Raw genomic sequence first — 23,741 nt, 5'->3', positions numbered from 1 at the left:
TGCACACAATTATGAAAAAGTATAATATTACATTTTCAGAAAATAAAGTTTCTGATCAAAACCTGGAAAAATTTCGGGATTTTGAGGATATCATAATGAAGCAGAATAAACTATTATCCCAAAAAAGGATGAAGTATAAGGTGATCATGTCATTCATCATTTTTCTACTTCCAGTGTTTATTGCTGTCGGATACTTTAACCCTACAATTTTTCCCTTTTTCAAACAGACGGAAATAGAACCTGTGAAAGAAGAGATTCAGACAAATGCCGTCCCCAAGGAACCAATAAAAGAGGAAGAGGACAGCATTTCTTCAAAAATTTCTATCCCACCCAAAACTGTTGAAAACAAGGTGCCCACTACCCAAAAGGAGATTCCCAACATGGAAGAAGTGGAAATAATCAAAGACACTAAAACACAGGCCAGACCAGTAGGTGGTTGGGAAAGCCTGTTCAATTATTTTGAAAAATCCATTAAATTTTCTGAAGAAGAACTAAAAGATGTTAAAAAAGATGTGGTAAAGGTGGAAGTCTGGATAAACGAAGCTGGAAAACCAGAAAGAATGAAAGTAATTAAAGGCCTGACACCAAAATTGGATGCTGAGGCAATTCGGGCGATCAGTGTAATGCCAAGATGGAATCCCGCTACAGTAAATGGGCAGCCTTATAAATCAAGAATTATTATGACTGTCAATTTTGAAATTCGGTAGCTGGAGGCAGTTGGTTCAGTGGTAAGAATATTTTAAAAGTTGTACCCATGCCCGGTTCACTTTCCACTTCTATCTTACCATGGTGTTGTTTAATAATATTAAGGGTAATAGATAATCCTAAGCCGGTCCCCTGGCCTACCTCCTTGGTGGTATAAAAGGGTTCAAAAATCTTTTTCATGGTATCAGGAGACATGCCTTTGCCAGTATCGCTAATAGAAACCATTACATATTTTGAATTTGCCTCTGTTTTAATTGATACTTTTCCCTTATTAGAAATGGACTGAATTGAATTGGAAATCAGATTCATAAACACCTGGTTTATTCTTCCTGGAAAACCCTTTACTCTTGGTATTTTTTGAAATTCCTTTTGGATTTCAATCTTACCTTTTAACTGATGTTGTAAAAGCAATAAAGTGGCTTCTAATTCCTCATGAATATCAATATCCTTTAAATCACCAGCATCCTGCCTGGAGTAACCCTTCAGGCTCTTTACAATTTCGCTAGTCCTTTGAGCTCCAGAAATAATATTATTGGCTACTTTAAGGGTAGTGGAAATCATTTCCTTATATTTCACACTATTCTTCAAATTCTGGATTACCACCAATTTTTCTTCACAATTTTCAGGAGTTATTTTATCATATTCAGCTAAAAGAATGGTAATTTTCCCAATAGCTTTTTTCAATCCGACAATCCCAGAATTGATATAATTTATGGGATTATTAATTTCGTGAGCAATCCCTGCTGAAATCATACCCAGGGAAACCAGCTTTTCGGATTCCACCAGATTGGCTTGGGCTTTCTTCAGTTTTTCCAGCGTTTTCTTTAGTTCATTATTACTTCTTTCTAATTCAGTTTGTTGGGCTATGAGTTTTTCATTTTGAACCGAAATTTCATTTTTTTGACTGAATAAAAGTTGATTTTTACTTTCAATTTCCACCGACTTTTGTTCTAATTCTCTGGTTCTTTGTATTACCATCTCATCCAGTCTCCTGCTCCTGTCTCTCAGAAAACGAACTCTTAAGAAATAAAAAACAGCTCCGGACAAAATGGGAAAAATAGCCAAAAATCCATAAAACAATTTGGAGCGCCACCATGGAGTGGTAATATTTAGTTTTAGACTAACAGGTTCCTCATTCCAGACATTATCGTTATTAGATCCTTTCACTTTAAACTCATAGATCCCGGGATCCAGATTGGTATAAAAAGCCTTATTTTGTCCCTTAACCTGATGCCAGCTCTGATCAAAATTCTCTAATTTGAAAGCATAATTATTATTATCCGGATTGGTAAAATCTAAGGCTGAAAATTCAATGCTAAACACATTCTGGGTGTGGTCCAGCTCTATGGACTTTAAATGATTGATATTGGATTGTATTAATGAGTTTTCACTGGTAGCAACGGATTGATAAAATAGTTGAAAACCGGTAATTACTACAGAAGAAATGTGCTTATTTTCCTTGATCTGATCAGGGTGGAAAAAATTAAATCCATTTATCCCTCCAAAAAAAATAATACCATCCTCATTTTTAAAAGAAGATCCCCGACTAAACTGCCTTCCCTGAAGTCCATCTGCTTCTGTATATAATTTAGTTTTAAAAGAAAAGGGAATGGGTTCACAAGTGGAACAATCTTCAATCTGCACACGCACAAGTCCTTTTTCCGTACTCATCCACAAGTCCCCATTGTCATCTTCCTGAATTTGATAAATAATTTCAAATGGAAAACTCTCCAATTGATCCATCTGAAAAAAATTATCGTTTTCACGATTATATAAATGCAGGCCCCCTCCATAGCTGCCCACCCAAAGCCGGTTTTTTGAATCTTCAACAATGGAAAAAATAAACCCCTTTTTAAGAGAAGTGGAATCCTGAGGATCGCTCAAGTAAGACTTAAAAGCCCTGGTCTTTTTATCCATTCTACTTAATCCATCGAAAGTACCAATCCATAATTCACCATTTTGAGATTCGGTAATCGCCCATATAAAATCACTACAAATTGTGGTGGGTTCTTGAGGATTGTTTTTAAAATGTTCAAAGCTTTCTGTAGATTCATTAAATAGATTTAATCCACCACCCATGGTACCTGCCCAAAGATTACCATCTCTGTCCTTTAAAAGCTCCATTACATTATCGTGGGAAAGAGAATTTGCCTTCTGTGGATCATGCCTGAAAAATTTGAATTTCTCGTTTTTTAAGTCATAATAACTTATGCCTCCACTCCAGTTTCCAATCCAGAGTCCTTTTCCAGGCTCACTTACCAAGGCAATAGTTTTATTATTAGGGAGAGTGTTTTTTTTACCCTTTTCATGACGGAGTTTTTCAAAAGTCCTGGATTTAATATCGAAAAGATTTAGCCCTCCCCCATCTGTGGAAATCCAAACCTTATTATTTCCACCATCAGCAATAATTTTAACATTATTATTACTAAGGCTTTTAGTATTGAAGGGTATATTTTTATAATGCTCGAATTTAAATTTGTAGGGATCCCAAAAACTCACTCCAGAATTATAGGCCCCGGTCCACATTCGACCAAGGTTATCGCGATAAACAGAGCGAATGACATCTCCATTCAAGCCGTGGAGGTAATTGCTGTAAGCCGAACTGTATGAAGTCGCTTTTTTTGTTTCCGGATCATAAATAACCACACCTGCCCCATCAGTACCAATCCAGAGTTTTCCATTACTTTCAATGGCAATGTCCAAAACTTCCGATAAACCGCTGTATGGATATTGTTCATTGGCCAAAAGTACTTGCTCAAATGAAGCACTTTCGGGATCAAAAAGGCATAAACCGCCTCCTACTGTTCCTACCCAAAACCTCCCTTTTTTATCATAAATTAAAGCATAAACTTTATTGTGGGAAACACTTCCGGGATCAGTGGGATTATGCACAAAGTGTTTGGTCATTTTGGTTTCGGGATTTAACAAAAGCAACCCATTACCAAAGATTCCAATAGCTAAATTACCAGCTTCATCTTCAATGATATCGCTTACATAATACCTGTATAAATCTTTTTCCGAAATTACCTGCAGGCTTACCTTTACCAACCGATCAGTTTCTGGGGCGTAATAATAAAGTCCGGAGAAATTGGTTCCAATCCATATTCTGCCATTTTTATCTTCATAAAAACACCGAATAGTATTACTGCCTTTTGCAATTGGATTCGCTTGTTCAAATTTAAAGTTCCTGAATGTATCTTTTGCCCTGTTGTATAAATTTACCCCACCAGTATTCGTACCTACCCAAAGGTTATGCTTACTATCTTCGAAAATGGTATTAATAAAATCATCACTAAGTGAGCCTTTTTCATTTCCATTACTTTTATAGACCACAAATTTTTTTCCATCATATTTGTTTAAGCCATTATCGGTAGCAAACCACATAAATCCTATATGGTCCTGAAGAATATCATTTACATTCCCGTGGGACAAACCATCCTCAATGGCCAAAACACTGAATCGAAAACTTGGTGAAAATATGGTTTGTGCATTTCCGGAAAGGAATAATATTGAAATACACAAATACGCAAAAATAAATCTAAACATCCCAGACAAATCCCTTTATTTTAATCTCAAGGCACTTTTTCACTTAGGAAAACATGCTTTGGTAATAAAAATTAAAATTCACAACATTTCAAAATACTCTTTCAATTTTCCCAAAACTCCACCCTTCCCGATTACTTTTTGCCTTATTATTAAAATTCCGTTTAACCAATCATTTTTGAAATAATTCCGGTTTTTCCAATTCATGCCATCCAGTCTTCCAATTAGAAGTTTAATAAATTAGAAGAATGGAGGTCAAGGTTCAGAAATGTGATTTGGAATGGCATTAATTGAAGCTAAAGGATTACTTGGAAATCATGTGATGAAGACAAAAAAAATCGCCCCAGAAGTGACAGAATCCCCTTTGGAGATAAAGGTCTAAATTAAAATTTATCAGAAATAAATTTAAAAATCTAAAAGAATATATATATTGCAATGGAAATAAATATGCAATCGTTCCCGGGCACAAAAGGCCAGAAATCCCGAACGATTTCTTACTCCATTTATATTATTTTAACTAAATTGAATTTTCTTGAAACTTTTTTTTTATATTAGAAGTGAATGGAATATGAAAATGAAAAACAAAAGGTCTTTTTAAAAGGATAAAAACTTTTTTAAGATTATAACAACATCTGGAAATATGACAAGTGAAAATTACTACCAAAACGATGATTCTTTTTGTGGAGAAAAAGTTTTTGAGGAGTACTATTACAGATATTATGAACAACTACACTTCAAAGCCTTCCAGTATCTAAAAAGCCAGGAACTGGTGGAAGATGCCATCCAGGACGTCTTTTTAAAACTATGGAAAAAAAGAAATGAACTCCACAAAATTGATTCAATTGAAGCCTTCCTTTTTACCTGCATGCGCAATCATGTGTTAAACATGATCAGAAGCCATAAAAGAGAAATTTTAAAGCAGGTCGCCAAATATAACCATGACGGACAAAGAGTAAATAATGAAACAGAGGACACAGTTTGCCTGAATGAATATTCAGAAATTGTAGAAGCAGGACTTAACAAACTGTCCCCCCGGAAACGTTTGATCTTCAGCCTGAAAACTTATAAGGGCTTTTCTAATGGAGAAATTGCCAAACAACTGGATATTTCAATTAACACAGTTAAGGTCCAGTTTTCCCAGGCCAATAAGTTTTTAAAGGACTATCTAAAACAAAGAGCCGAAATTGAAGTCTGATCTCCCTAATTCCAATAAGACACAGAAAGTATAACTTTTATTCTGTGTCTTATTGACAAATGCTCAAAACCAAACTAACCATTCTTTTGAAGCGTCAGCTTCATTTAGTATTAAAAAAGTTTTTTTTATACTGATATAATACCAAATAATTTTATTGGTGTCCATATAAGTAATAACCCAAAGAATATAATACTTTCAATGAAAGGATTTGATAAAAGCTTAATAAAAAAATATTTAAATAATACCTGCAGTGTAGTAGAGGCGGAGAAAGTGCTTCAATGGTTTGAAACTACTGAAGGAAAGAATTTTCTTGAAAAAGATTTTCTACCTGATCCAGTTCCCGAAAAGAATAATTTAAGGGCACTTCATTATAATCCGGAACAAGGTTTAAAATCAATTAAAGAAAATGCTTCCAAACTTCATATACTAAAACCTGAAGACAAAAAGCAGAACCAAAAAAATCATTTTTGGACCTCCAAAAAAATCGCTGCATCCATCCTGTTACTTTTAGGGATTGGCCTTTCCTTCCACTACTATTGGGTAGAATCTTCCAAGGAGAAAATAAAGGTAGCCCAAAAAGTAGAAGACGAAATCCTAAAAATAACTTCAAAGGGACAGAAAACAGTTTTTTACCTGCCAGATGGCACGAAGGTGAAGCTGAATTCTGAAAGTGCTTTTAAATATCCTAAAATTTTTTCTGGAAAAAACAGAGTGGTGAAGTTACTGGGAGAAGCCTTTATTGAAGTGGCAAAAAATCCGGATCAGCCATTTATTGTTTACTCAGGAGAAGTAAGTACTAAAGCCTTGGGGACCTCCTTCAATATTCGGGCTTACCCCGAAGATGAACAAATAAATGTGGCATTAACCACAGGAAAAGTGGTGGTAGGAGAACATGATAACATTGTGGAAAATGGATCATATAATAATATTTTTCTGATTCCAGGAGAGAAATATAGTTTCAATAAAAGCAATAAATCAAATTCAAAAAGCAAATTCAGTATGGAAGAAATTGGCTGGATAAATGGGGAATTGATATTTGAAGATGCTTCACTGGAAACAATAGAAAAGGAACTGGAACGATGGTTTGGAGTGGACATCAAAATCAAAAACCATCCTGTTCAATTTAAGCCTTACACAGGCCATCATAATAATGAGAACCTTAGAAATATATTAGAAAATATAAAAATCGCTTCTAATATTGACTTTGAGCTAAATGATAAAAAGGTAATAATTAGATAATTAGATTTAAACCCAAAAAAAGTAAATATGAATAGAATGAATACAAGTTAAAAAAAAAATCGGCAATGTAATTGGCAGATTACGTTACCGACCCTTTAGATGATAGAAATATCATAAAATTTTTATTGATACCATCGCTAAATATTCTCAAATAAAAATTTGAAGATAGTTCTAGAACTATAGCTGAAACTTATTGTTCAACAAAAGCACTCAAAAATATGAAAAAAGAACTAATACGCCTAATAAAAATGCTTTCAAAAAACGCAATTTATGGCATTATTATCCAGTGCATCTTTTATAGTGCCCTCATGGCAGATAAAGGAAAGGCGCAAAGTGTAAATGATATTTTTATATCAGTGGAAATGAATAATGCTACTTTGGAAGAAGCTTTTTCCATGATCCAAAATGAAACCCAGTTTAAATTTTCTTATGCAAAGTTAAAATTGGATAAAAATGTAAGAATTAGTACCAAGGCGAAAGTACAGACCTTAGCCGAACTTCTTGGAAAAATTTCAAAAGAAGCCAAACTTAAATTTGTCAGAATAAATGACAACATTGTGGTGGATAAAAGGAAGAAGTTTGAGATTTTTTACAACGATCCTGTTATCGAAGAATCAAACCAGGATGTAGTTGTATCTGGTACTATTACCTCAGGAGAAGATGGCCAGCCTTTGCCAGGTGTTAGTGTTGTAGTAAAAGGCACAACTTCAGGAACAGTTACTGATATTGACGGAAAGTATAAGATAACTGCCCCAAGCAATGCAAGTATTACCTATAGCTATATTGGATTCGTAACTCAGGAAATAGAAATAGGTAACCAATCTACCATAGATGTTACCTTAGCTGTTGACTTGGAAACACTCGAAGAAGTAGTAGTAGTTGGTTATGGTACTCAGGAAAAAAGGAACGTAACAGCAGCAATTGCCTCTCTGGATGCAGAGCAAATTAAATCAATCCCTGCAGGAAGTAGTGTGCAGGCCATGCAGGGTCAGGTAGCAGGTGTGGATATCATGAACAGAGGAGGAAGACCCGGACAAAGTCCATCGGTAAGGATTAGAGGAAGAAGATCAATAACTGCCTCAAATGACCCACTTTATGTAATTGACGGTATTCCTCAGACAAGTGGATCGAGTGCAATTTTTGATATCAACCCTCAGGATATAGAATCCATGGAGGTATTGAAAGACGCAGCCGCTTCTGCAATTTACGGATCAAGGGGTGCGAATGGTGTGATCATTATTACCACCAAAAGAGGAGCAACAGGTAGAACAGAGGTATCATATGATGGATACTATGGAGTAACAAGCGCCATCAAAAAGGTGGATATGATGAATGGGGAAGAATTTGCCGCCATGAAAAGAGAATCGAGAAGACAAGATCCAAATACAGGTGCTGCTTCTTACAGTGGTGTAATTCCAAGTGACGAAATAGTTTTTGATGACCCTACTGAATTGGAATCTATTGCCTTAGGAAGATCCACTAATTACCAGGATTTGGTTTTGGATGAAGGTTACCAAACCAATCACCAATTAAGTGTGACTGGTGGAAATGAAAAAACTCAGTTTAATATTTCCTTAGGATACTTTAATGAGCAGGGGATTATCAGTAATATGGATTATGAAAGAATTACAGGAAGAATTAACCTTGACCACAAAATCAGTAATATCTTCAAGGCCGGTATATCTTTCCTTACTACCAATTCAGTTCAAAACTACGGCTCAAATGCTACAATGGGTGAAGCCCTAGCCAATAACCCACTTGGTGTTCCTTATAATGAAGACGGAACTTTAAGGTTTTTACCAACAAATGATGGTATCAGAACCAATCCTTTAAATGAACTTGTCCCTGGTGCTTATGTAGATGAAAGGAAAATCACTAGAGTATTCGCTCCTGTTTATCTGGAAGCTAATATAATCGAAGGATTAACTTACAGGTTAAACTTTGGTCCAGATATCAGATATGAAAGAAGAGGTAATTTCCGAGGTAGTCTTACTAATACTAACCGTGGAGGACCTGCAGGTGCCGGAATTGTTAACTATACAGATTTAGGCTATACCCTTGAAAATATTGTAAATTTCAATAGAACCCTTGGAAGCAAGCACGACATTGGATTTACAGGACTTCAAAGTATCCAGTCACTGAGTAAGGAGACTCATTTTACCAATGTATCCAACTTGCCTTATGAAACTCAATCTTTTTATAACCTGGGTACTGCAGAAGTAAAAGGAAACTTAGGTAGTTATTTAGAAGACTGGCAACTTGCCTCATTTATGGGTAGAGTAAATTATGAATACGATGGCAAATATCTATTTCAGGTAACTTTAAGAGCAGATGGTTCTTCCAGATTAGCAGAAGGAAATAAATGGCAGACATTCCCAGGACTTTCTGCTGGTTGGAGAATAATTGAGGAAGGGTTCATGGCCAACCAAAGTATATTCAGTGAATTGAAACTAAGAGCTTCTTATGGTGAGGTGGGTAATACTTCGGTAGATCCTTATCAAACATGGGGTAGATTGAGAAGAACAACTTATGCCTGGGATGAAAGTCCTGCTTTTGGATTTGGATTAGCAGAGATTCCAAACCAGGAATTAGGATGGGAGATTTCAAAAACTTCGGATGTAGGAGTTGATTTTGGCTTCTTCAATGGAAGATTATCAGGTTCTTTTGACTGGTACAAAACCAATACAGAAAATCTATTACTGGAAAGAAATTTACCTTATACTTCTGGATATAATAATATATTACAAAATATTGGGTCAACCCAAACCAGTGGTGTGGAATTAACCCTGGGTGCTAACATTCTGGATACACAAGGAGGTTTTACCTGGGATCTTAATTTTAATATTGCCCATACTACTGAGAAAATCACAGAACTTGCGCTAAAAGATGAAAATGGCAATGCTATTGATGATGTAGGAAATGGTTGGTTTATAGGTCAACCCTTAAAAGTTTTCTATGATTATGAAAAAGTTGGCATCTGGCAATTAGGTGAAGAAACCCAGGCTGATGCTATGGATGCAAAAGTTCCAGGTGAAATTAAACTAGCTGATTTGGATGGTGATGGTTTAATTACTCCAGATGATAGAAAAGTATTAGGTTCAGATATTCCTGATTATACCGGAGGTATTACCAATAATCTTTCGTATAAAGGGTTTGATCTAGGATTTTTCTTTTACTTCAGGGTAGGTCACATGATTAGAAGTGGATTCCATCAAGGTAATAACTCTCTTTTTGCAAGATACAATAACCTTGATGTAGATTATTGGACTATTGATAATCCTTCAAATGAAGCTCCAAGGCCTAATCAAAACCAGGAATTTCCTAGAAATGGTTCAACTTTAACTTATTTCGATGGAAGTTATGTAAAACTAAGAAATGTAACATTCGCTTATAACTTCCCATCAAATATCACTGATAAGTTAAAAATGACTGGTTTAAGACTTTATTTTTCTGCCCAAAACCCTTGGTTTGCAGCAAAATATGATTCCTATGACCCGGAAATCAATGATAATGATGACAGTAACTCAATTGACGATCTAGGTTCAGACATTGTGCCAACACCCAGGTTATTCTTAATGGGTTTAAATGTTAAATTTTAAAATTTAAAAAAAGGAAATTATGAAAGCAAAAAAATATATAATTGTCATTTTCATACTGGCCTTTTTTAGCCAGTCATGCGAAGAATATTTGAAAGAGGACCTTGTTTCCAATGTTTCAGCAGGTTCTTATTATACTACTGTTCAGGGTTTTGAGGATGCTGTAAAGGCCACTTATTCAGAACTTAAACCATTCTTTGGTCCTGAAAGAGGATTTACTATGACAGTATTCGGAACTGATACATATACTAATGGTGCCGATGGAGGCCATAAACCTCTTAACAGGTATGATGGTCAGTTAAATCCTACTCAGGGTTTCGTTAGAGATACCTGGAGGGATTTTTACAGAGGAATCAACCAGGCCAATGCAGTACTGAACAGAGCCGAGGGGCTTGAAATGGATGAAGCTTTGAAAACTACAAGGCTTGCTGAAACCAGATTTTTAAGAGGCCTTTATTATTTTATTTTAACCCAGACTTACGGAGATATCCATATTAGCCTGGAAGAAACTGAAGGTGTGGAAATTACGGCTAATAAAACAGCCTCAAGTGAAATCTACAGCCAGGCTATTGTACCAGATCTGGAGTTTGCCATTGACAATCTTCCTGAAGAACAAAGCGAATATGGTAGAGTCACCAAACCTGCTGCGGAGTTTTTATTGGGAAAAGTGCTTTTAACAAGAAGCTATAAATCTTTTGCAGATGCAAATGATGCTGCAAGGGCCGAAACTTTACTTTCTAATGTGATTGATAATTACGGATTCGAATTATTGGATGATTATGCCGCATTGTGGGATATTGATAATGAGGAAAATTCAGAAGTTGTTTTCACTGTTCAAAATTCAAAATCGCAAGTGGATGAAAACTTAGATGGTAACGGTCATAGAGGTCACCTTTATTTCCTTTTTGAATATGATGTTCGTCCAGGAATGACCAGGGATATTGCAAATGGCCGACCATGGAAAAGATTTATGCCTACTGAATACACGCTAGGTTTATGGGATAGAGATGTTGACAGCAGGTATGACAAAACCTTTAAGCATGCATGGATTTCTAATAATGAAAGTACTATCCCGGTTTGGACTCAGGAAGAAGCAGATGCAGGTTATGTTGAATCTGGATTGGTGGGACAACCAAAATTTGTTGTTGGCGATACTGCTGTGTTTATTCCTGGCCCTGGCAAAGATGCTGATTGGGATGCTGACAGACAAGCCAGTACAAGGTATATGGTAATCACAAATGATGAATATACTGAAAAATTATTTCCATCATTAAATAAATGGATTGATCCAACCCGTCCTGACAGGCAAAAAACTCAGGGACAAAGAGACTTTGTTTTGATGAGATTAGGAGAGGCATATCTATTACGGGCCGAGGCAAGATTACAACAAGGAAATGCTTCTGGAGCTGCAGATGATATCAATGTAATCAGAGTGAGATCTGCATGGGAAGGAATGGAAGGCGCCATTACAATCTCTGCTGCTGATATTACTTTAGATTTTATCCTTGATGAAAGAGCTAGGGAACTACTAGGTGAAGGACATAGATGGTGGGATTTAGTTAGAGTTGGTAAGTTGGTGGAAAGGGTTAGACTACACAACCCTGTAGCCGCACCAAATATCCAGGACTACCATGTGGTAAGACCAATACCTCAGGATCAGATTGACAGAACTCAGGGAGGATATCCACAAAATGCCGGTTATCCTGGTGCAGGAGGTTGATTTTGAATAAACCTTTAAATTAATTAATCATACAGACACCAAAAATCCTCAAGCTTTTTTAGTTTGGGGATTTTTTTATTTAAAAGAGCAACAGGAAAAAATTGAGAAATATAAGGAAGAGAATTATTTACTAGCTTTCTTGAAATATTATCATGAAAATTCACTCCTGATAAAATCAATCTGAATGTAATCTATCATTTCGTTGGAAACCAGGCTATAAATTCTAAGATAAAAATTTCCCATTTCAATTGGTGAATGAATTGCAGTTAAAAGAATGGACCGGAAGAATTAAGAAAAAGAAAAGTTTGTCTTCAATTAATGAACATGTGTGGTTCCATTCTCCTCTTCCTGAATATTTTTGGAAAGGTTAATAATAAATTCAGTTCCTTTTCCAACTTCACTTTCCACCATAATTTTCCCGGAATGCTTTTCAATAATCCCATAACTGATGGAAAGCCCCAGACCTGTCCCCTCGCCTACTTCCTTTGTAGTATAAAACGGCTCAAAAATTTTGTCTTTTATAGCTTCGGGAATACCACTGCCAGTATCTTTTATTTTTACCTGAATTATTTCAGGAAGATTTTTGGTGGTAATATAAATTTCTCCCTTTCCTTCTATAGCCTGAGCCGCATTGTTTAAAATATTCAAAAACACCTGATTTAATTGGCCTGGATAGCAATTAATAGCAGGGAGATTTTCATCAAAGTTTTTAAACACTTCAATATGACCCCTGAATTGGCTTCCCAGAATTACAAGAGTTGAATTTATACATTCATTAATATCCGCCATTTTAAGGTGTTCCTCATCCAAACGGGAAAAGTTTCGCAAGCCTTTCACAATTTCCGCAGTCCTTGTGGCCCCTTCATTTATATCGTCAACTATTTCTTTCAAATCAAGTTTTAACTCATCATATTCCAGATCTTCCTTCAGTGCCTTTATTTCATGAATTTTTTCTATCAGATGATTGCTTGAAGTTTTATTATCCAATTCTTCATAGTTGGAAACCACCTCCATGAAACTTTCTAAAATCGATTTTAAAGTACTTACTCCGGCATAAACAAAGTTGATGGGATTGTTAATTTCATGGGCAACACCTGCAGTAAGTTGACCAAGGGAAGCCATTTTTTCCGATTGAATCACTTGCATTTGAGCTTCCTTCAATTCCTTGTGTGCCAAAGCAAGTTTTTCATTACTTTCCTTTTCTCTGTCAAAAGATATTTTTAACTCATCCCGTGTCCGAATCAGGTTTTCATTTATCGCTTGCAGTTCCTCAGAATTTTGCCGAATTTCCTCATCAATGGTTTTTAATTCCTGATAAGCTTCTTCTAGTTTTTTTTGTTTTTCTGTTAATTCGGCATTAGACTTTCTCACAGTTGCAATTAGCGCCTGGTTTTCTCCTTCAAAATGATCATTTGTTCGCTGGTAAAAATAAAATGCCATAATCACGGCAATGATGGCAATTAAATAAAAACCATTGATCATGTAATAACCTTGAGAAGGTTGCTCAATCAGGGTGGCATAATCCACATTGAAAAGCCGATGCAAATAGTCAAAAAATAACAAGCATACCACATTGGATATTAATCCGATAACCATCTGAAAACTATGCTTAAAGTCTAAAAGCACAAGGGGTATTAAGATGGTCAGGAAAATTAGGGCACGGGGGGCAAAATAATCAATTACCTCTACTGCTCCCGGACTTTTGTATTTATCTACAATGGTATATCCCAAAATAAATATTGGTGAGGCGATGCTCATCACCAGTCTAGTAAAATTCACCTTGCCCCATTTATTAAAAAAAGGGATAGTGGCCAGGCCGAGTGCAATAATAAAAAGCACCACCATGGTCTTTCCTCCTTTTAATTGAAAAGTGGCAATAATCGGCAAACTTGCAAAAGCCAATACCATGGCTAATAAAGCCAGCTTATTACAAAGCAGGGTCTTTTTTTGAAGGGAATATGGCATATTGGAAGACACACCAAAATAGGTTATACCATACCATTTATCAAAAAATCTACTTAACATAGTTTGGTTAGTTCTTCAAATATGGAGTGAACTTAAGAAAAGCAACTAAAAGTTCTAATTAACTGCTTTTAAGCACAAATAATCTAAAACATAAAAATACAGGTAGAATCTGATAAAAATCTTATAAAATCAAAAAATATTCATAGAATAAGCATAAATCAGCCAAAACTTCAAATTCATTATGCTAATCAGGAAACTTAAGAGGCTCCTTGTATTCCTTCAATATAACTTTTTACATTTTCCATGAGCCACATGGGTGTGGAAGTTGCTCCGGAAATTCCTACCTTATCATTTGGGCTAAACCATTCTGAAGCTATTTCCGACTCATTCTCAATGAAGTAGCTTCTTGGATTGAATTTTTTACACACATTGTACAGGGATTTTCCATTAGAACTTTTCTTGCCGCTCACAAACACAATTACATCATTTTCCTGTGAAAATTTCTCCATTTGAGGCTCTCTGTTAGAGACTTGTCTGCAAATGCTGTCATTGGCTTTAAAATGATTATTAAGTTCCTCTCTGGAGGCTTCAGCAACCCTCCTCTCAATTTCTTCCTTTATTTCATAAAAGCCTTTAGTACTTTTGGTAGTTTGACTAAATAATGTTACCGGCCTGGTGAAGTCAACTTTATCCAGGTCTTCGATGGTGGTCACAATAATGGAAGAATCTTTGGTTTGGCCATTTAAACCAATCACTTCGGCATGCCCCACCTTTCCATAAATGACCATTTGCCCTTCCTCAGTTTGCATTTGATCGTAGGCATTTTTCACTCTGTTTTGCAATTTTAACACTACCGGGCAGGAAGCATCGATCAACTCTATATTATTTTCCATAGCCAGTTGGTAAGTTTCAGGAGGCTCACCATGGGCACGGATTAAAACCTTACAATTGTTTAGGTTTTTCAGGTCATCTCTCTCAATTATTCTTAACCCCTTTTTATGCAATCTATCCACTTCCATGGCATTGTGCACAATATCACCCAGGCAATATAATTCGCCACTTTCTTCCATTTCTTCTTCAGCCATCTGAATGGCAAATTCAACACCAAAACAATACCCTGACTTTTCATCTATTCGTACTTCCATAGCTTGTGGAATCTAAATCTTGTTTCTAATTAATTATTTGTAATGCTAAATTTAAAATTTTTTCAACTTGCTCTTCAATAGTCAAATCAGAGGTGTCAATATCAATAGCATCCTCTGCTTTTCTCAATGGACTCTCTTTTCTGGTAGAATCCTGATGATCCCTGCTTTCCAGGTTTTGTTTTATTTCTTCCAGGTTTACCTCCTGCCCCTTCGCCTTCATTTCCATTAACCGCCTTTGAGCTCTGGCCTCAATACTGGCTGTCATAAATACTTTCAATTCAGCCTCGGGAAAAACAACCGTACCAATATCCCTTCCATCCATTACCACTCCTTTTTTCAATCCAATTTCCTGTTGTTTCTTCACCAAAAATTCTCTTACCTCCTTAATGGCACTGACCTCACTTACCCTGGCGGTCACTTCCATTTTTCTGATTTTATCCTCCACATTTTTCCCATTTAAAAAAACATCATTATGCTGATTTTGTTCATTTAGTTTAAAATCAATTTCAATGGATCTCAATGCATTTTCTACAGCCTCTGTATTATTTAAATCAACATCGTTTTCTATTACAAATAAGGTGATGGCCCTATACATCGCTCCTGAATCCACATAAATGTAAGCTAATTTTTTAGCGAGAATTTTAGCGGTTGTGCTTTTCCCTCCACCTGCATGACCATCAAGGGCTATATTAATTTTTTTCATATTTTAATGTTAGTGCAACAAAATTATAGCTGTCTGAAAATTTATTTAAGTTTTTCTAAATCTCTTATCAGGATTTTTTTCCTGTCAAAGTTAATGATATTTTTATCACGAAGGTCATTTAATACAGTTGTAACATTTTGTCTGGATGTACCGGTAAGCAGAGCTATATCCTTATGGGTAAAGTGATTTTTGATCATGGTTTCTTCCCCGACTTTTGTTCCTTTTTCCTCAGCCATTTCTTTAAGCAATTCAACAATTCTCGTCCTTGAATCCTTAAAAACCAACGATTCCACCCTTCTTTCCAATTTTTTTATTCGTAATCCTATTAATTTGAAGAGCCCCAAACTAAAGGTTTTGTTATCTTTAATTAAAAGGCTCATGTCATCAATATTCATAGGACAAATTACAGTCTCCTTGTCCATAGCTTGTGCAAAGTCTTCCCTTCTGGTTTCACCTAAAAGAGCCAGTTCTCCAAAAAGTTCTCCTTCAGACAATATGGTTTTCACCAACTCATTTCCATCTTCATTATAGCTGCCAATTTTCACTCTTCCCTTGGCAATCAGGTATATGTACTTAGAAGGGTCATCCTGAAAATAGATAAAATCATTCTTTTTAAAATTGTAAAACTGGTGCTTTTTCCCAAACTCTTTGAGCTTATGAGGACAAAGGATTTTAAACAAATCCACCCCTTCAAAAAACCATAAATTATCCTGTCCCATACTTTAAAGGGCTTTAATTCAAAAAATTAAGGTTAATTAATTTTCAATTGTTAATTGTTTAACTGTTATGTATGGAATTCAAAATTTTTTCGAAACACATAGTTTCTTCGAAAAAACACTTCAAAACCAATCCTTTTTGTATCCCAAAACATAAATTTAAGCCAGAAATTGAATTAGGATTAATGTAGTAAAATGTCCAAATTATTTGGTTTCTGAAACGGAAATTATAAATTCCCGTACTATTAAATATTTTGTAAAATTATTTAATCATTTTTTTAAACCCAATTTATCCATTAGCTCATTCATCCTATTAACACAGGTTTCTTTTGATATCCACTTATTCATTCAATTTAATAAATTTTAAGTTTATAAATTAAATTTCAATCCTTTTTAGAAAAGGGAAAATCATACCTTGAAGAAAAATTTAAAACAGATGAAACAAATATTCATTTTTCTCTTGTATTTTCTGGTAACCCAACAGATTTTCGGTCAATATTCCACTGGTTTAGTCTTTGATGACGACAAATATGAAAATGCCCCAAAAAAGGCGACACTTACAAGAGGACTTTATGTAGAGGCTGTTCCCTCCAGCAATTCAATGAAACAATACTGCCCTACCCCTATGAACCAGGGGCAGTATGGAACTTGCGTGGGCTGGTCGAGTAACTGGGCAGCAAGAACTATTGTGGAGGCAATGAAAAACGGATGGACTTCACAAGCTGTTATCAACCAGAATGCTTACTCACCTGGTTTTATTTATCAGATGATAAAAGATAAAAATGATAAAGATTGTTCGTATGGAGCAAGTATTTTTGATGCCCTGAATTACATGAAGTTTAACGGATCGGTGAAATATGCTGAACTGGAAGAACAATGTGTTCCGTCTGTTCCACAAAATTTAAAGGATAAGGCCATGCGAAATAAAATTAAAGATTTTGCAAGGTTATTTGATCAACAACAAGGGGGTGAATATAAAATCCAAACAGTAAAAAAGAGTATTGCAGAGAATAATCCGGTAGTTTTCGGGATGAAGTGTGCCCCGTCATTCTATGATGCAATAGACGTATGGAAACCCACTGAAAACCACGAAGTAAAATATGGTGGACATGCCATGTGTGTAGTGGGTTATGATGACAACAAATATGGTGGTGCTTTTGAAATTATGAACAGTTGGGGAACAGACTGGGGAAATGAAGGTTTCATTTGGGTTACTTATCAGGACTTTGCCAATTTCACGAAATATGCTTACGAAATTATAACGGAACCAGCACCCAAACCACCAATGGTTGCCGATCTTTCAGGCCAGTTAAAATTTGTTACAGACAAAGGAGTGGAAATGAAGGCCGAGCTTTTGGGTCAAAGTTATAAAATGCAACAATCCTATCCTTCCGGAACAAGTTTCAGGGTGTACATTTCCAATAATGAACCTGCTTATGTTTACGCTTTAGGAAGTGATAAAACAGAGGAAATATTTCAATTATTCCCATATGCCCCCGGAGTGAGTGCCGCTTTAAATTACAGCCAAAACCAGGTGGCCTACCCAAGTGAAGACCATTATATCACTATGGATAATACAGTTGGTACAGATTATATCTGTGTGCTATACAGCAAGCATGAACTTGACATTGAGGAAATAAAACGAGAGTTGGAAGGCTATTCAGGAAGTATGCTAAGCAGAACAAAAAAAGTGATCGGTCAGAATTTGGTGAAGCCGGAAAATATTCAGTTTTCTTCCGATAAGATAGGCTTTAAGGGATTTAGCAAAGGAAAATCGGTACTGGCTTTAGTAGTGGCTATTGATCATATCCAGTAAAAATTTAACAAGAAACTTGTATAACAAAAAAGGGTTGGATTTGAAATCCAACCCTTTTTTGTTATACAGGTATTTCCTTAAAAACATCTATCTGTTTTTCAATCAGGTCTTCAAAAGTTTCCCTCTCCCTAATCAATTTAGCTTCTCCATTGATCACTAAAACTTCTGCCGGCCTCACCCTTGAATTGTAATTGGAACTCATGGAAAAACAATAAGCTCCTGCATTTTTCAAACCAATAATATCCCCTGGTCTCACTTCGTTCAATTCCCTGTCCCAGCCGAAATTATCTGTCTCACAAATGTAGCCTACCACATTATACCTTTTTAGCTCACCATTTGGATTAGATACGTTAAATATTTCGTGGTATGCATCGTACATCATCGGCCTGATCAAATGATTAAGGCCGGAATCCAGACCGACAAAGGCTGAAGTTGGCCCTTGTTTTACAATATTTGCAGGGGCGAAAAAATGTCCGCATTCACTTACCAGATATTTCCCGGGCTCAAACCAGATTTCCACAGCCCTTCCATATTCTTCGGTAAACTTGTCATAAGATTCTTTTAATAATTTCCCCAGGGCGAAAATATCAGTTCCTTCTTCGTCTTTTTTATAAGGGACTTTGAAACCACTGCCAAAATCGATAAACTTTAGATTGGGGTGGTTCTTCGCCAAATTAAACATTAACTCAGCGCCCTGAATAAATGCTTCAAATTCTTTAATATCCGATCCGGTATGCATGTGCAAACCAACCAGCTGAATGTTGTATTTGGAAATAATGGCATTTACTTCATCCATTTGCAAAATAGAAATGCCAAATTTGGAATCTTTATGTCCGGTTTGAATTTTAAAGTTTCCCCCTGCCTGAATATGCGGATTTACCCTAAAACAACAGGGAATAGAACTTCCGTATTGCTGCCCAAACTTTTCAAGTAGAGGAATACTATCTATATTGATCATCAATCCCTTTTCCACTGCCTCTTCAATTTCCTCAAAAGAAACACCACTTGGAGTGAACAAAATCTCATTTGATTTATATCCCGCCAAAAATGCCATTTTTGCTTCATTCATCGAAACCACATCCACTTCACAACCGTAACTTTTAATAAGCTTTAAAATACTGATATTGGTAAGTGCTTTTGAGGCATATTTTATTTTAAGATTGATGCCACTAAAAGCCTTTTTTAGGTTTTCAACCTGTTGTTTTATTTTTTGAGCATCATAGACATACAATGGTGTCCCAAACTCCTTACAAATATCAGGAACATTAAGGCCCTGAATCTCGAACTGATTTTCTTTCAACTGCATTTTAAGGGTTAGATTTCCTCTAATTTTAATACAACTAATTATAATAAAAATTCAAAATTAGTATATTATTCATTTACTCACTAACTTGAAGATATTAATTAGTATAATTGTGAAGTAAAGTTTCTTATCCAATCATTAGCTAATTTTGAATTAAGAGTCAACTACTATCAAAATTTAACTGAAAACCAGAAGCTAAATGAATTTAAATTTCACTAAAAATCCTCTGATTTTTTTTCTTTTCATTTCTGTCATTTTTGCCTCTTGTCAACCTTCCAGGCAACTCTCATTTCAGCCAATAAAGGTAGATACTGAAAACAGAGGGGGCAAAAAAATTGGTGTAAAATCTCAAGCTGGTATTAAAGTGGCAGTTAGCCATGAATTTTCTACAAATGAATATTTAGTATTCCGTGTGGCCATTCAAAACAAAGGAGATGAAACCATATTAATAGATCCTGATAATTTTTACTATATACCAAAGGGAGAAAACAGGAATTTTAGAACTTCCAATTATATTAAAACTGTAAGTAATAGTGAGGCTTTAAAAGGTGTAGAATATGCCTTTTATAAAGAACACAAAAGGCACAAGTCTGCCTCAGCCGTTGGAATAGGTTTGGGAATTTTGGCTTTTGCTGCAGATATTGCTGCAAATGAAATGGGTGCCAATTCTTCCCAAATATTTAATAAAAGATTCGCCCGGGAAGCCGTTTTTGGAGGTATTGCTATCCTCTCAGAAGTGAATGAAGCCAAGCATGAAAAAGCTCTTTGGGAAATTGAACAATCGAGAAGTGTCCTGGATTTTGAACCCATGAATATCCAGAGTTTGATGCCGGGAGAACAGGTGGAAGGTAAAATTATTTTTCCTTATTTGGAAGATTCTGATTTTTTGCTGATGTATTTCCCTTTCGGAGCGGATATCATAAATATTGATTTTGCTCTCCACAATTAATCATTGAAAAGCAACTTCTTTTTTATCGGGAATTAATTCATATTCTACCTCAAAACTAAAAACATTGATGGTGCTTGCGGTGTAATTACATACCCAAGCCTCCAATTTGTTTCCCTCCTGGAAAATATCTACCCCAACAGGTTTTCCTTTCGATTCCCAGGAGCCCAATAAACTAAGATCCTCCGATGAAAAGGCCTGCAATACCTGCCCGGCATAACAAGTTACAAAAATGATGGAGCTGTCATTGGAAAAAGTTATTGTCCTTGGATCATCATCAGTGGAAGATGTTTGAATGGTCTCAAGCGTTTGAAGATCCACTTTAAGCAGTTTTTCAGGACTGCTCAGCGAAGCATATAAAAAATCCCTGGATGTAATGAGATGCCTGGGCGTGGACCCTATGGCAAATGTTTCTTCCAATTCTAAATTTTCCGTATCAAATATATTGATGTTTCCGCTTCCCATATTGGATACAAACAACCTGTCTTTTTCATGGTTTAATGCAATTCCTCTTGGAACTGCCCCGGTTGTCAGGTCTACTTTCTTTTCCCACTCCTGGGGGTCCAGAGATGAAGTGTTTAAAACGGTAAGCGAATTGTCATGCCAGTTGGTAACATACACCTCATTTGAATTTCTCCCATTCAAAATAGATTTTGGCGTTTTACCAGTTTCAAAAAAAGGCAATTTAATGGCTTTCTTACTGCCATCAGCATAAATAATTGCGGCATCTTTACCTGGCATATTTCCGATATTGTCTTCTCCAAAAAGGTTCCAGGCCACTACCCCACCCGCATTATGAAGGGAAATCCACAAATATTTTCCATCGTGAGAGATACAGCCTTCCACAGGTTTTTCGGCAATTGAATTATACCAGGTATTTTTTTCGTAATTATATCCTTTTGCCTGATTGGGGAAAAATTTTAATGTTCGCGTAACAGTTTTAGTCGCTCGGTTAAATTCGGTAACACTCATTCCCTCCAAATTGAGAGAATAAACAAAAGTGTGGGACTTATCGAATAAAATTGATTTGGGACTACGACCTGTAGATATTTTTTTTGTTTCCTTTAATTGAACCCCGACTGCCTTTTTTCTGATTTTTCCTGGTTTCGTTTCGATTAGTGAGCTGTCAATAATGGCACTTCCGAGCATTTCCCCTTTTCCCTCTTCATTATTTTTTTTTTGGATATAATGCCTGTTGACAAAGGCAAAAGCCAAAAACAAGGAATTGATTATCCAGAAGATAATGATGATTTTAAGATATGGTTTTATTTTGTCCCCCAGAAACTTCATTTGTCATTTGAAGATAAAAAAATATAATTTTATTCGGTCACCGATAAAATTTAGATAAAAAAATGCATTCATTTCTACTAACCTCCTCTAAATTTAAATTCAATATCCAATTATTTAGTATGACAATCCTCACTTTTTTTAATAAATTCAATGCCTTATCACAGGGTACGGGAATAAGGATAGATTCAAAAATATAAATAAATAAAAGTTTGATTAGATCTTAAGTAAATTTAGAGTTTCCTTAAATTTTGGGTAAAAACCAAATTTTCAAGTTTAGGATTCACTTGAAACAAAAAGTTTTAAAGAAAAAATAGTTTGTAAAACTTAGCCATAATTTTCTTTTTTTCCTAAACATTCTTTGCAGATTGGTTTCATGTCGTTTAATATTGAAAGTCTTCGACAGCTGCCTATAGATATGATATTAAAGGTAATTCACTATCAAATTAGAGGTAGTTATAGCATGTAAACCTGTTGTTTTACTCCGGACTATTTTTTAATCACTGAAATGGTTTTTCCTACATAAAAATTTCAGAATTTTAACCTAGCCTTCCGGAATTAAAAACTAAAGGATAATTTTTCCACACACCATTATTTTTAAATTAAAATGAACTATTTAAAACCAGAACAAAAAAACTCATCCAGAAGGAAATTTGTAAAAAATCTTTCATTGGGATTTGGAGCATCCTCCTTAGCTTTTGCCTTACCACAATTAGGTTTTGGCTATTCCAAAAAGTTAGATAAAAAAATGGGGGTTGCCCTTGTTGGATTAGGCTATTACAGCACTGATTTACTTGCACCTGCATTACAAGAAACTGAAAATTGTTATCTGGCAGGAATCGTTACCGGAACACCCTCAAAAGCAAAAAAATGGCAGGAACAATATAATATCCCTGAAAAAAATATCTACAATTACGAAAACTTTGAAGAAATAAAAAAGAATAAGGATATTGATATTGTATATATCGTATTACCTAATTCCATGCATGCAGAATATACCATAAAGGCAGCCAATGCCGGAAAGCATGTCATTTGTGAAAAGCCTATGGCCCTAAATGAAGAGGAATGCAAACAAATGATAAAAGCCTGTAATGATAATAATGTAAAATTATCGATTGGTTACCGAATGCAATTTGAGCCTACTACTCAGGAAGTCATGAGGCTTGGCCAGGAAAAAGTAATGGGCGCAGTTAAATTGGTTACCGCATCTGCAGGATACAGGGAAAGCAGGCCGGAACACTGGAAAGTAAAAAGAACATATGGCGGTGGTCCTATGATGGATATGGGTGTTTATTCCCTTCAGGCCGCCCGATACATTACTGGTGAGGAACCTAATTCTGTTACTGCTCAGTCTTTCAATACCAATCCTGACATATTTAAGGAAGTTCCTGAAACTATTGCCTTCCAGGTTCAATTTCCAAGTGGTGCAATTGGCAATCTTTCCACCAGTTTTGGAATGAGTGTAAATAGCATGCATACTACTACCGAAAAGGGCTGGTTTAAATTAGATCCTTTTTCTGCATACAGAGGCATTAAAGGAGCATCTAAAGAAGGCGTTTTCGAATTTCCGGTAATCAACCAGCAGGCCGCCCAAATGGACGAAGTCTCTGTTTGTATTAGTGAAGACAAACCTATGCGTGTCCCCGGTGAAGAAGGCTTAAAAGACATTATCGTGGTACAGGCCATAGAGGAAGCATTGAAAACCGGAAAAAAAGTGGAAATCAAGAGATAATTCCCAACTGACATTCCTGTTCCACAATTCCTATAAAATTTGTTGAATTTGTATCTTTTTAGCCATATCTTAATTAGAAATTATATATGGACTTATGCTCATCAAATTTTACCAACTCAATTCCAGTAAA

15 protein-coding genes are annotated in these 23,741 nt (G+C 35.7%); 8 read left to right on the top strand and 7 right to left on the bottom strand.

Annotation, left to right across the window (positions count from 1 at the left end):
- The first annotated feature begins 11 nt into the window (after nt 1-11).
- Nucleotides 12-707, top strand: coding sequence for an energy transducer TonB (locus tag A3EM_RS0106405; protein WP_157637756.1), 696 nt, complete (start codon nt 12-14; stop codon nt 705-707).
- Here the strand turns inward: A3EM_RS0106405 and A3EM_RS0106400 are convergent.
- Nucleotides 688-4,251 carry a ligand-binding sensor domain-containing protein gene (locus tag A3EM_RS0106400; RefSeq protein ID WP_083925184.1) on the bottom strand — a complete coding sequence of 1,188 codons (3,564 nt, stop codon included), beginning with the start codon at nt 4,249-4,251 and terminating at the stop codon, nt 688-690. The two genes, A3EM_RS0106405 and A3EM_RS0106400, sit on opposite strands and share 20 nt — an antisense overlap.
- Before the next feature lie 637 nt (nt 4,252-4,888).
- Between A3EM_RS0106400 and A3EM_RS0106385 the strand changes: the two genes are divergently transcribed.
- The 4 genes from A3EM_RS0106385 (at nt 4,889) to A3EM_RS0106370 (ending at nt 11,998) form a co-directional block, all read left to right on the top strand.
- Entirely contained in the window at nt 4,889-5,443 is a 555-nt protein-coding gene (locus tag A3EM_RS0106385) for an RNA polymerase sigma factor (protein WP_020527349.1), read from the top strand.
- Nucleotides 5,444-5,641: 198 nt separating this feature from the next.
- Entirely contained in the window at nt 5,642-6,682 is a 1,041-nt protein-coding gene (locus tag A3EM_RS45565; protein WP_020527347.1) for a FecR family protein, read from the top strand.
- Nucleotides 6,683-6,900: 218 nt separating this feature from the next.
- Nucleotides 6,901-10,281, top strand: coding sequence for a SusC/RagA family TonB-linked outer membrane protein (locus A3EM_RS0106375; protein ID WP_245576487.1), 3,381 nt, complete (start codon nt 6,901-6,903; stop codon nt 10,279-10,281).
- 19 nt (nt 10,282-10,300) lie between these two features.
- A complete protein-coding gene (locus A3EM_RS0106370) occupies nt 10,301-11,998 on the top strand; it encodes a RagB/SusD family nutrient uptake outer membrane protein (RefSeq protein ID WP_020527345.1) in 1,698 nt (565 codons plus the stop codon).
- 315 nt (nt 11,999-12,313) lie between these two features.
- Here A3EM_RS0106370 and A3EM_RS45560 read toward each other — a convergent pair whose 3' ends face one another.
- The 4 genes from A3EM_RS45560 to A3EM_RS0106340 all read right to left on the bottom strand — a co-directional run bounded on the left by A3EM_RS45560 (nt 12,314) and on the right by A3EM_RS0106340 (nt 16,530).
- Entirely contained in the window at nt 12,314-14,023 is a 1,710-nt protein-coding gene (locus tag A3EM_RS45560; protein ID WP_020527342.1) for a sensor histidine kinase, read from the bottom strand.
- 197 nt (nt 14,024-14,220) lie between these two features.
- Entirely contained in the window at nt 14,221-15,108 is an 888-nt protein-coding gene (locus A3EM_RS0106350) for a 4-hydroxy-3-methylbut-2-enyl diphosphate reductase (RefSeq protein WP_020527341.1), read from the bottom strand.
- A 25-nt stretch (nt 15,109-15,133) separates the two neighbouring features.
- Nucleotides 15,134-15,811: a (d)CMP kinase gene (cmk, locus tag A3EM_RS0106345; RefSeq protein WP_020527340.1), complete on the bottom strand. Its 678-nt coding sequence runs from the start codon at nt 15,809-15,811 to the stop codon at nt 15,134-15,136.
- 41 nt (nt 15,812-15,852) lie between these two features.
- Nucleotides 15,853-16,530: a Crp/Fnr family transcriptional regulator gene (locus A3EM_RS0106340; protein WP_020527339.1), complete on the bottom strand. Its 678-nt coding sequence runs from the start codon at nt 16,528-16,530 to the stop codon at nt 15,853-15,855.
- Nucleotides 16,531-16,963: 433 nt separating this feature from the next.
- On the opposite strand from A3EM_RS0106340, the gene A3EM_RS0106330 reads away from it, so the two are divergent.
- A complete protein-coding gene (locus A3EM_RS0106330; RefSeq protein ID WP_020527337.1) occupies nt 16,964-18,343 on the top strand; it encodes a C1 family peptidase in 1,380 nt (459 codons plus the stop codon).
- Nucleotides 18,344-18,404: 61 nt separating this feature from the next.
- Here A3EM_RS0106330 and lysA read toward each other — a convergent pair whose 3' ends face one another.
- Complete coding sequence (gene lysA / locus A3EM_RS0106325) at nt 18,405-19,649, bottom strand: diaminopimelate decarboxylase (RefSeq protein WP_020527336.1); 1,245 nt, start codon at nt 19,647-19,649, stop codon at nt 18,405-18,407.
- 196 nt (nt 19,650-19,845) lie between these two features.
- On the opposite strand from lysA, the gene A3EM_RS0106320 reads away from it, so the two are divergent.
- Nucleotides 19,846-20,595: a DUF4352 domain-containing protein gene (locus A3EM_RS0106320; protein WP_020527335.1), complete on the top strand. Its 750-nt coding sequence runs from the start codon at nt 19,846-19,848 to the stop codon at nt 20,593-20,595.
- On the opposite strand, the gene A3EM_RS0106315 is transcribed toward A3EM_RS0106320, so the two are convergent.
- Complete coding sequence (locus A3EM_RS0106315) at nt 20,596-21,882, bottom strand: YncE family protein (protein ID WP_020527334.1); 1,287 nt, start codon at nt 21,880-21,882, stop codon at nt 20,596-20,598.
- A 604-nt stretch (nt 21,883-22,486) separates the two neighbouring features.
- Between A3EM_RS0106315 and A3EM_RS0106310 the strand changes: the two genes are divergently transcribed.
- The gene (locus tag A3EM_RS0106310) at nt 22,487-23,611 is read left to right on the top strand and encodes a Gfo/Idh/MocA family protein (protein WP_020527333.1); all 1,125 of its coding nucleotides are present in this window, start codon (nt 22,487-22,489) and stop codon (nt 23,609-23,611) included.
- The last annotated feature ends 130 nt before the right edge of the window (nt 23,612-23,741 follow it).

The sequence above is a fragment of the Flexithrix dorotheae DSM 6795 genome (assembly GCF_000379765.1).
Taxonomy (GTDB): Bacteria; Bacteroidota; Bacteroidia; order Cytophagales; family Flammeovirgaceae; genus Flexithrix; species Flexithrix dorotheae.
This window is presented reverse-complemented; position numbering and strand designations above follow the sequence as displayed.

Bases quoted from the DNA above. Each gene is read 5' to 3' on its own strand.
- A3EM_RS0106405 (WP_157637756.1), top strand. From the start codon at position 12: ATGAAAAAGTATAATATTACATTTTCAGAAAATAAAGTTTCTGATCAA.
- A3EM_RS0106400 (WP_083925184.1), bottom strand. From the start codon at position 4,251: ATGTTTAGATTTATTTTTGCGTATTTGTGTATTTCAATATTATTCCTT.
- A3EM_RS0106385 (WP_020527349.1), top strand. From the start codon at position 4,889: ATGACAAGTGAAAATTACTACCAAAACGATGATTCTTTTTGTGGAGAA.
- A3EM_RS45565 (WP_020527347.1), top strand. From the start codon at position 5,642: ATGAAAGGATTTGATAAAAGCTTAATAAAAAAATATTTAAATAATACC.
- A3EM_RS0106375 (WP_245576487.1), top strand. From the start codon at position 6,901: ATGAAAAAAGAACTAATACGCCTAATAAAAATGCTTTCAAAAAACGCA.
- A3EM_RS0106370 (WP_020527345.1), top strand. From the start codon at position 10,301: ATGAAAGCAAAAAAATATATAATTGTCATTTTCATACTGGCCTTTTTT.
- A3EM_RS45560 (WP_020527342.1), bottom strand. From the start codon at position 14,023: ATGTTAAGTAGATTTTTTGATAAATGGTATGGTATAACCTATTTTGGT.
- A3EM_RS0106350 (WP_020527341.1), bottom strand. From the start codon at position 15,108: ATGGAAGTACGAATAGATGAAAAGTCAGGGTATTGTTTTGGTGTTGAA.
- cmk (WP_020527340.1), bottom strand. From the start codon at position 15,811: ATGAAAAAAATTAATATAGCCCTTGATGGTCATGCAGGTGGAGGGAAA.
- A3EM_RS0106340 (WP_020527339.1), bottom strand. From the start codon at position 16,530: ATGGGACAGGATAATTTATGGTTTTTTGAAGGGGTGGATTTGTTTAAA.
- A3EM_RS0106330 (WP_020527337.1), top strand. From the start codon at position 16,964: ATGAAACAAATATTCATTTTTCTCTTGTATTTTCTGGTAACCCAACAG.
- lysA (WP_020527336.1), bottom strand. From the start codon at position 19,649: ATGCAGTTGAAAGAAAATCAGTTCGAGATTCAGGGCCTTAATGTTCCT.
- A3EM_RS0106320 (WP_020527335.1), top strand. From the start codon at position 19,846: ATGAATTTAAATTTCACTAAAAATCCTCTGATTTTTTTTCTTTTCATT.
- A3EM_RS0106315 (WP_020527334.1), bottom strand. From the start codon at position 21,882: ATGAAGTTTCTGGGGGACAAAATAAAACCATATCTTAAAATCATCATT.
- A3EM_RS0106310 (WP_020527333.1), top strand. From the start codon at position 22,487: ATGAACTATTTAAAACCAGAACAAAAAAACTCATCCAGAAGGAAATTT.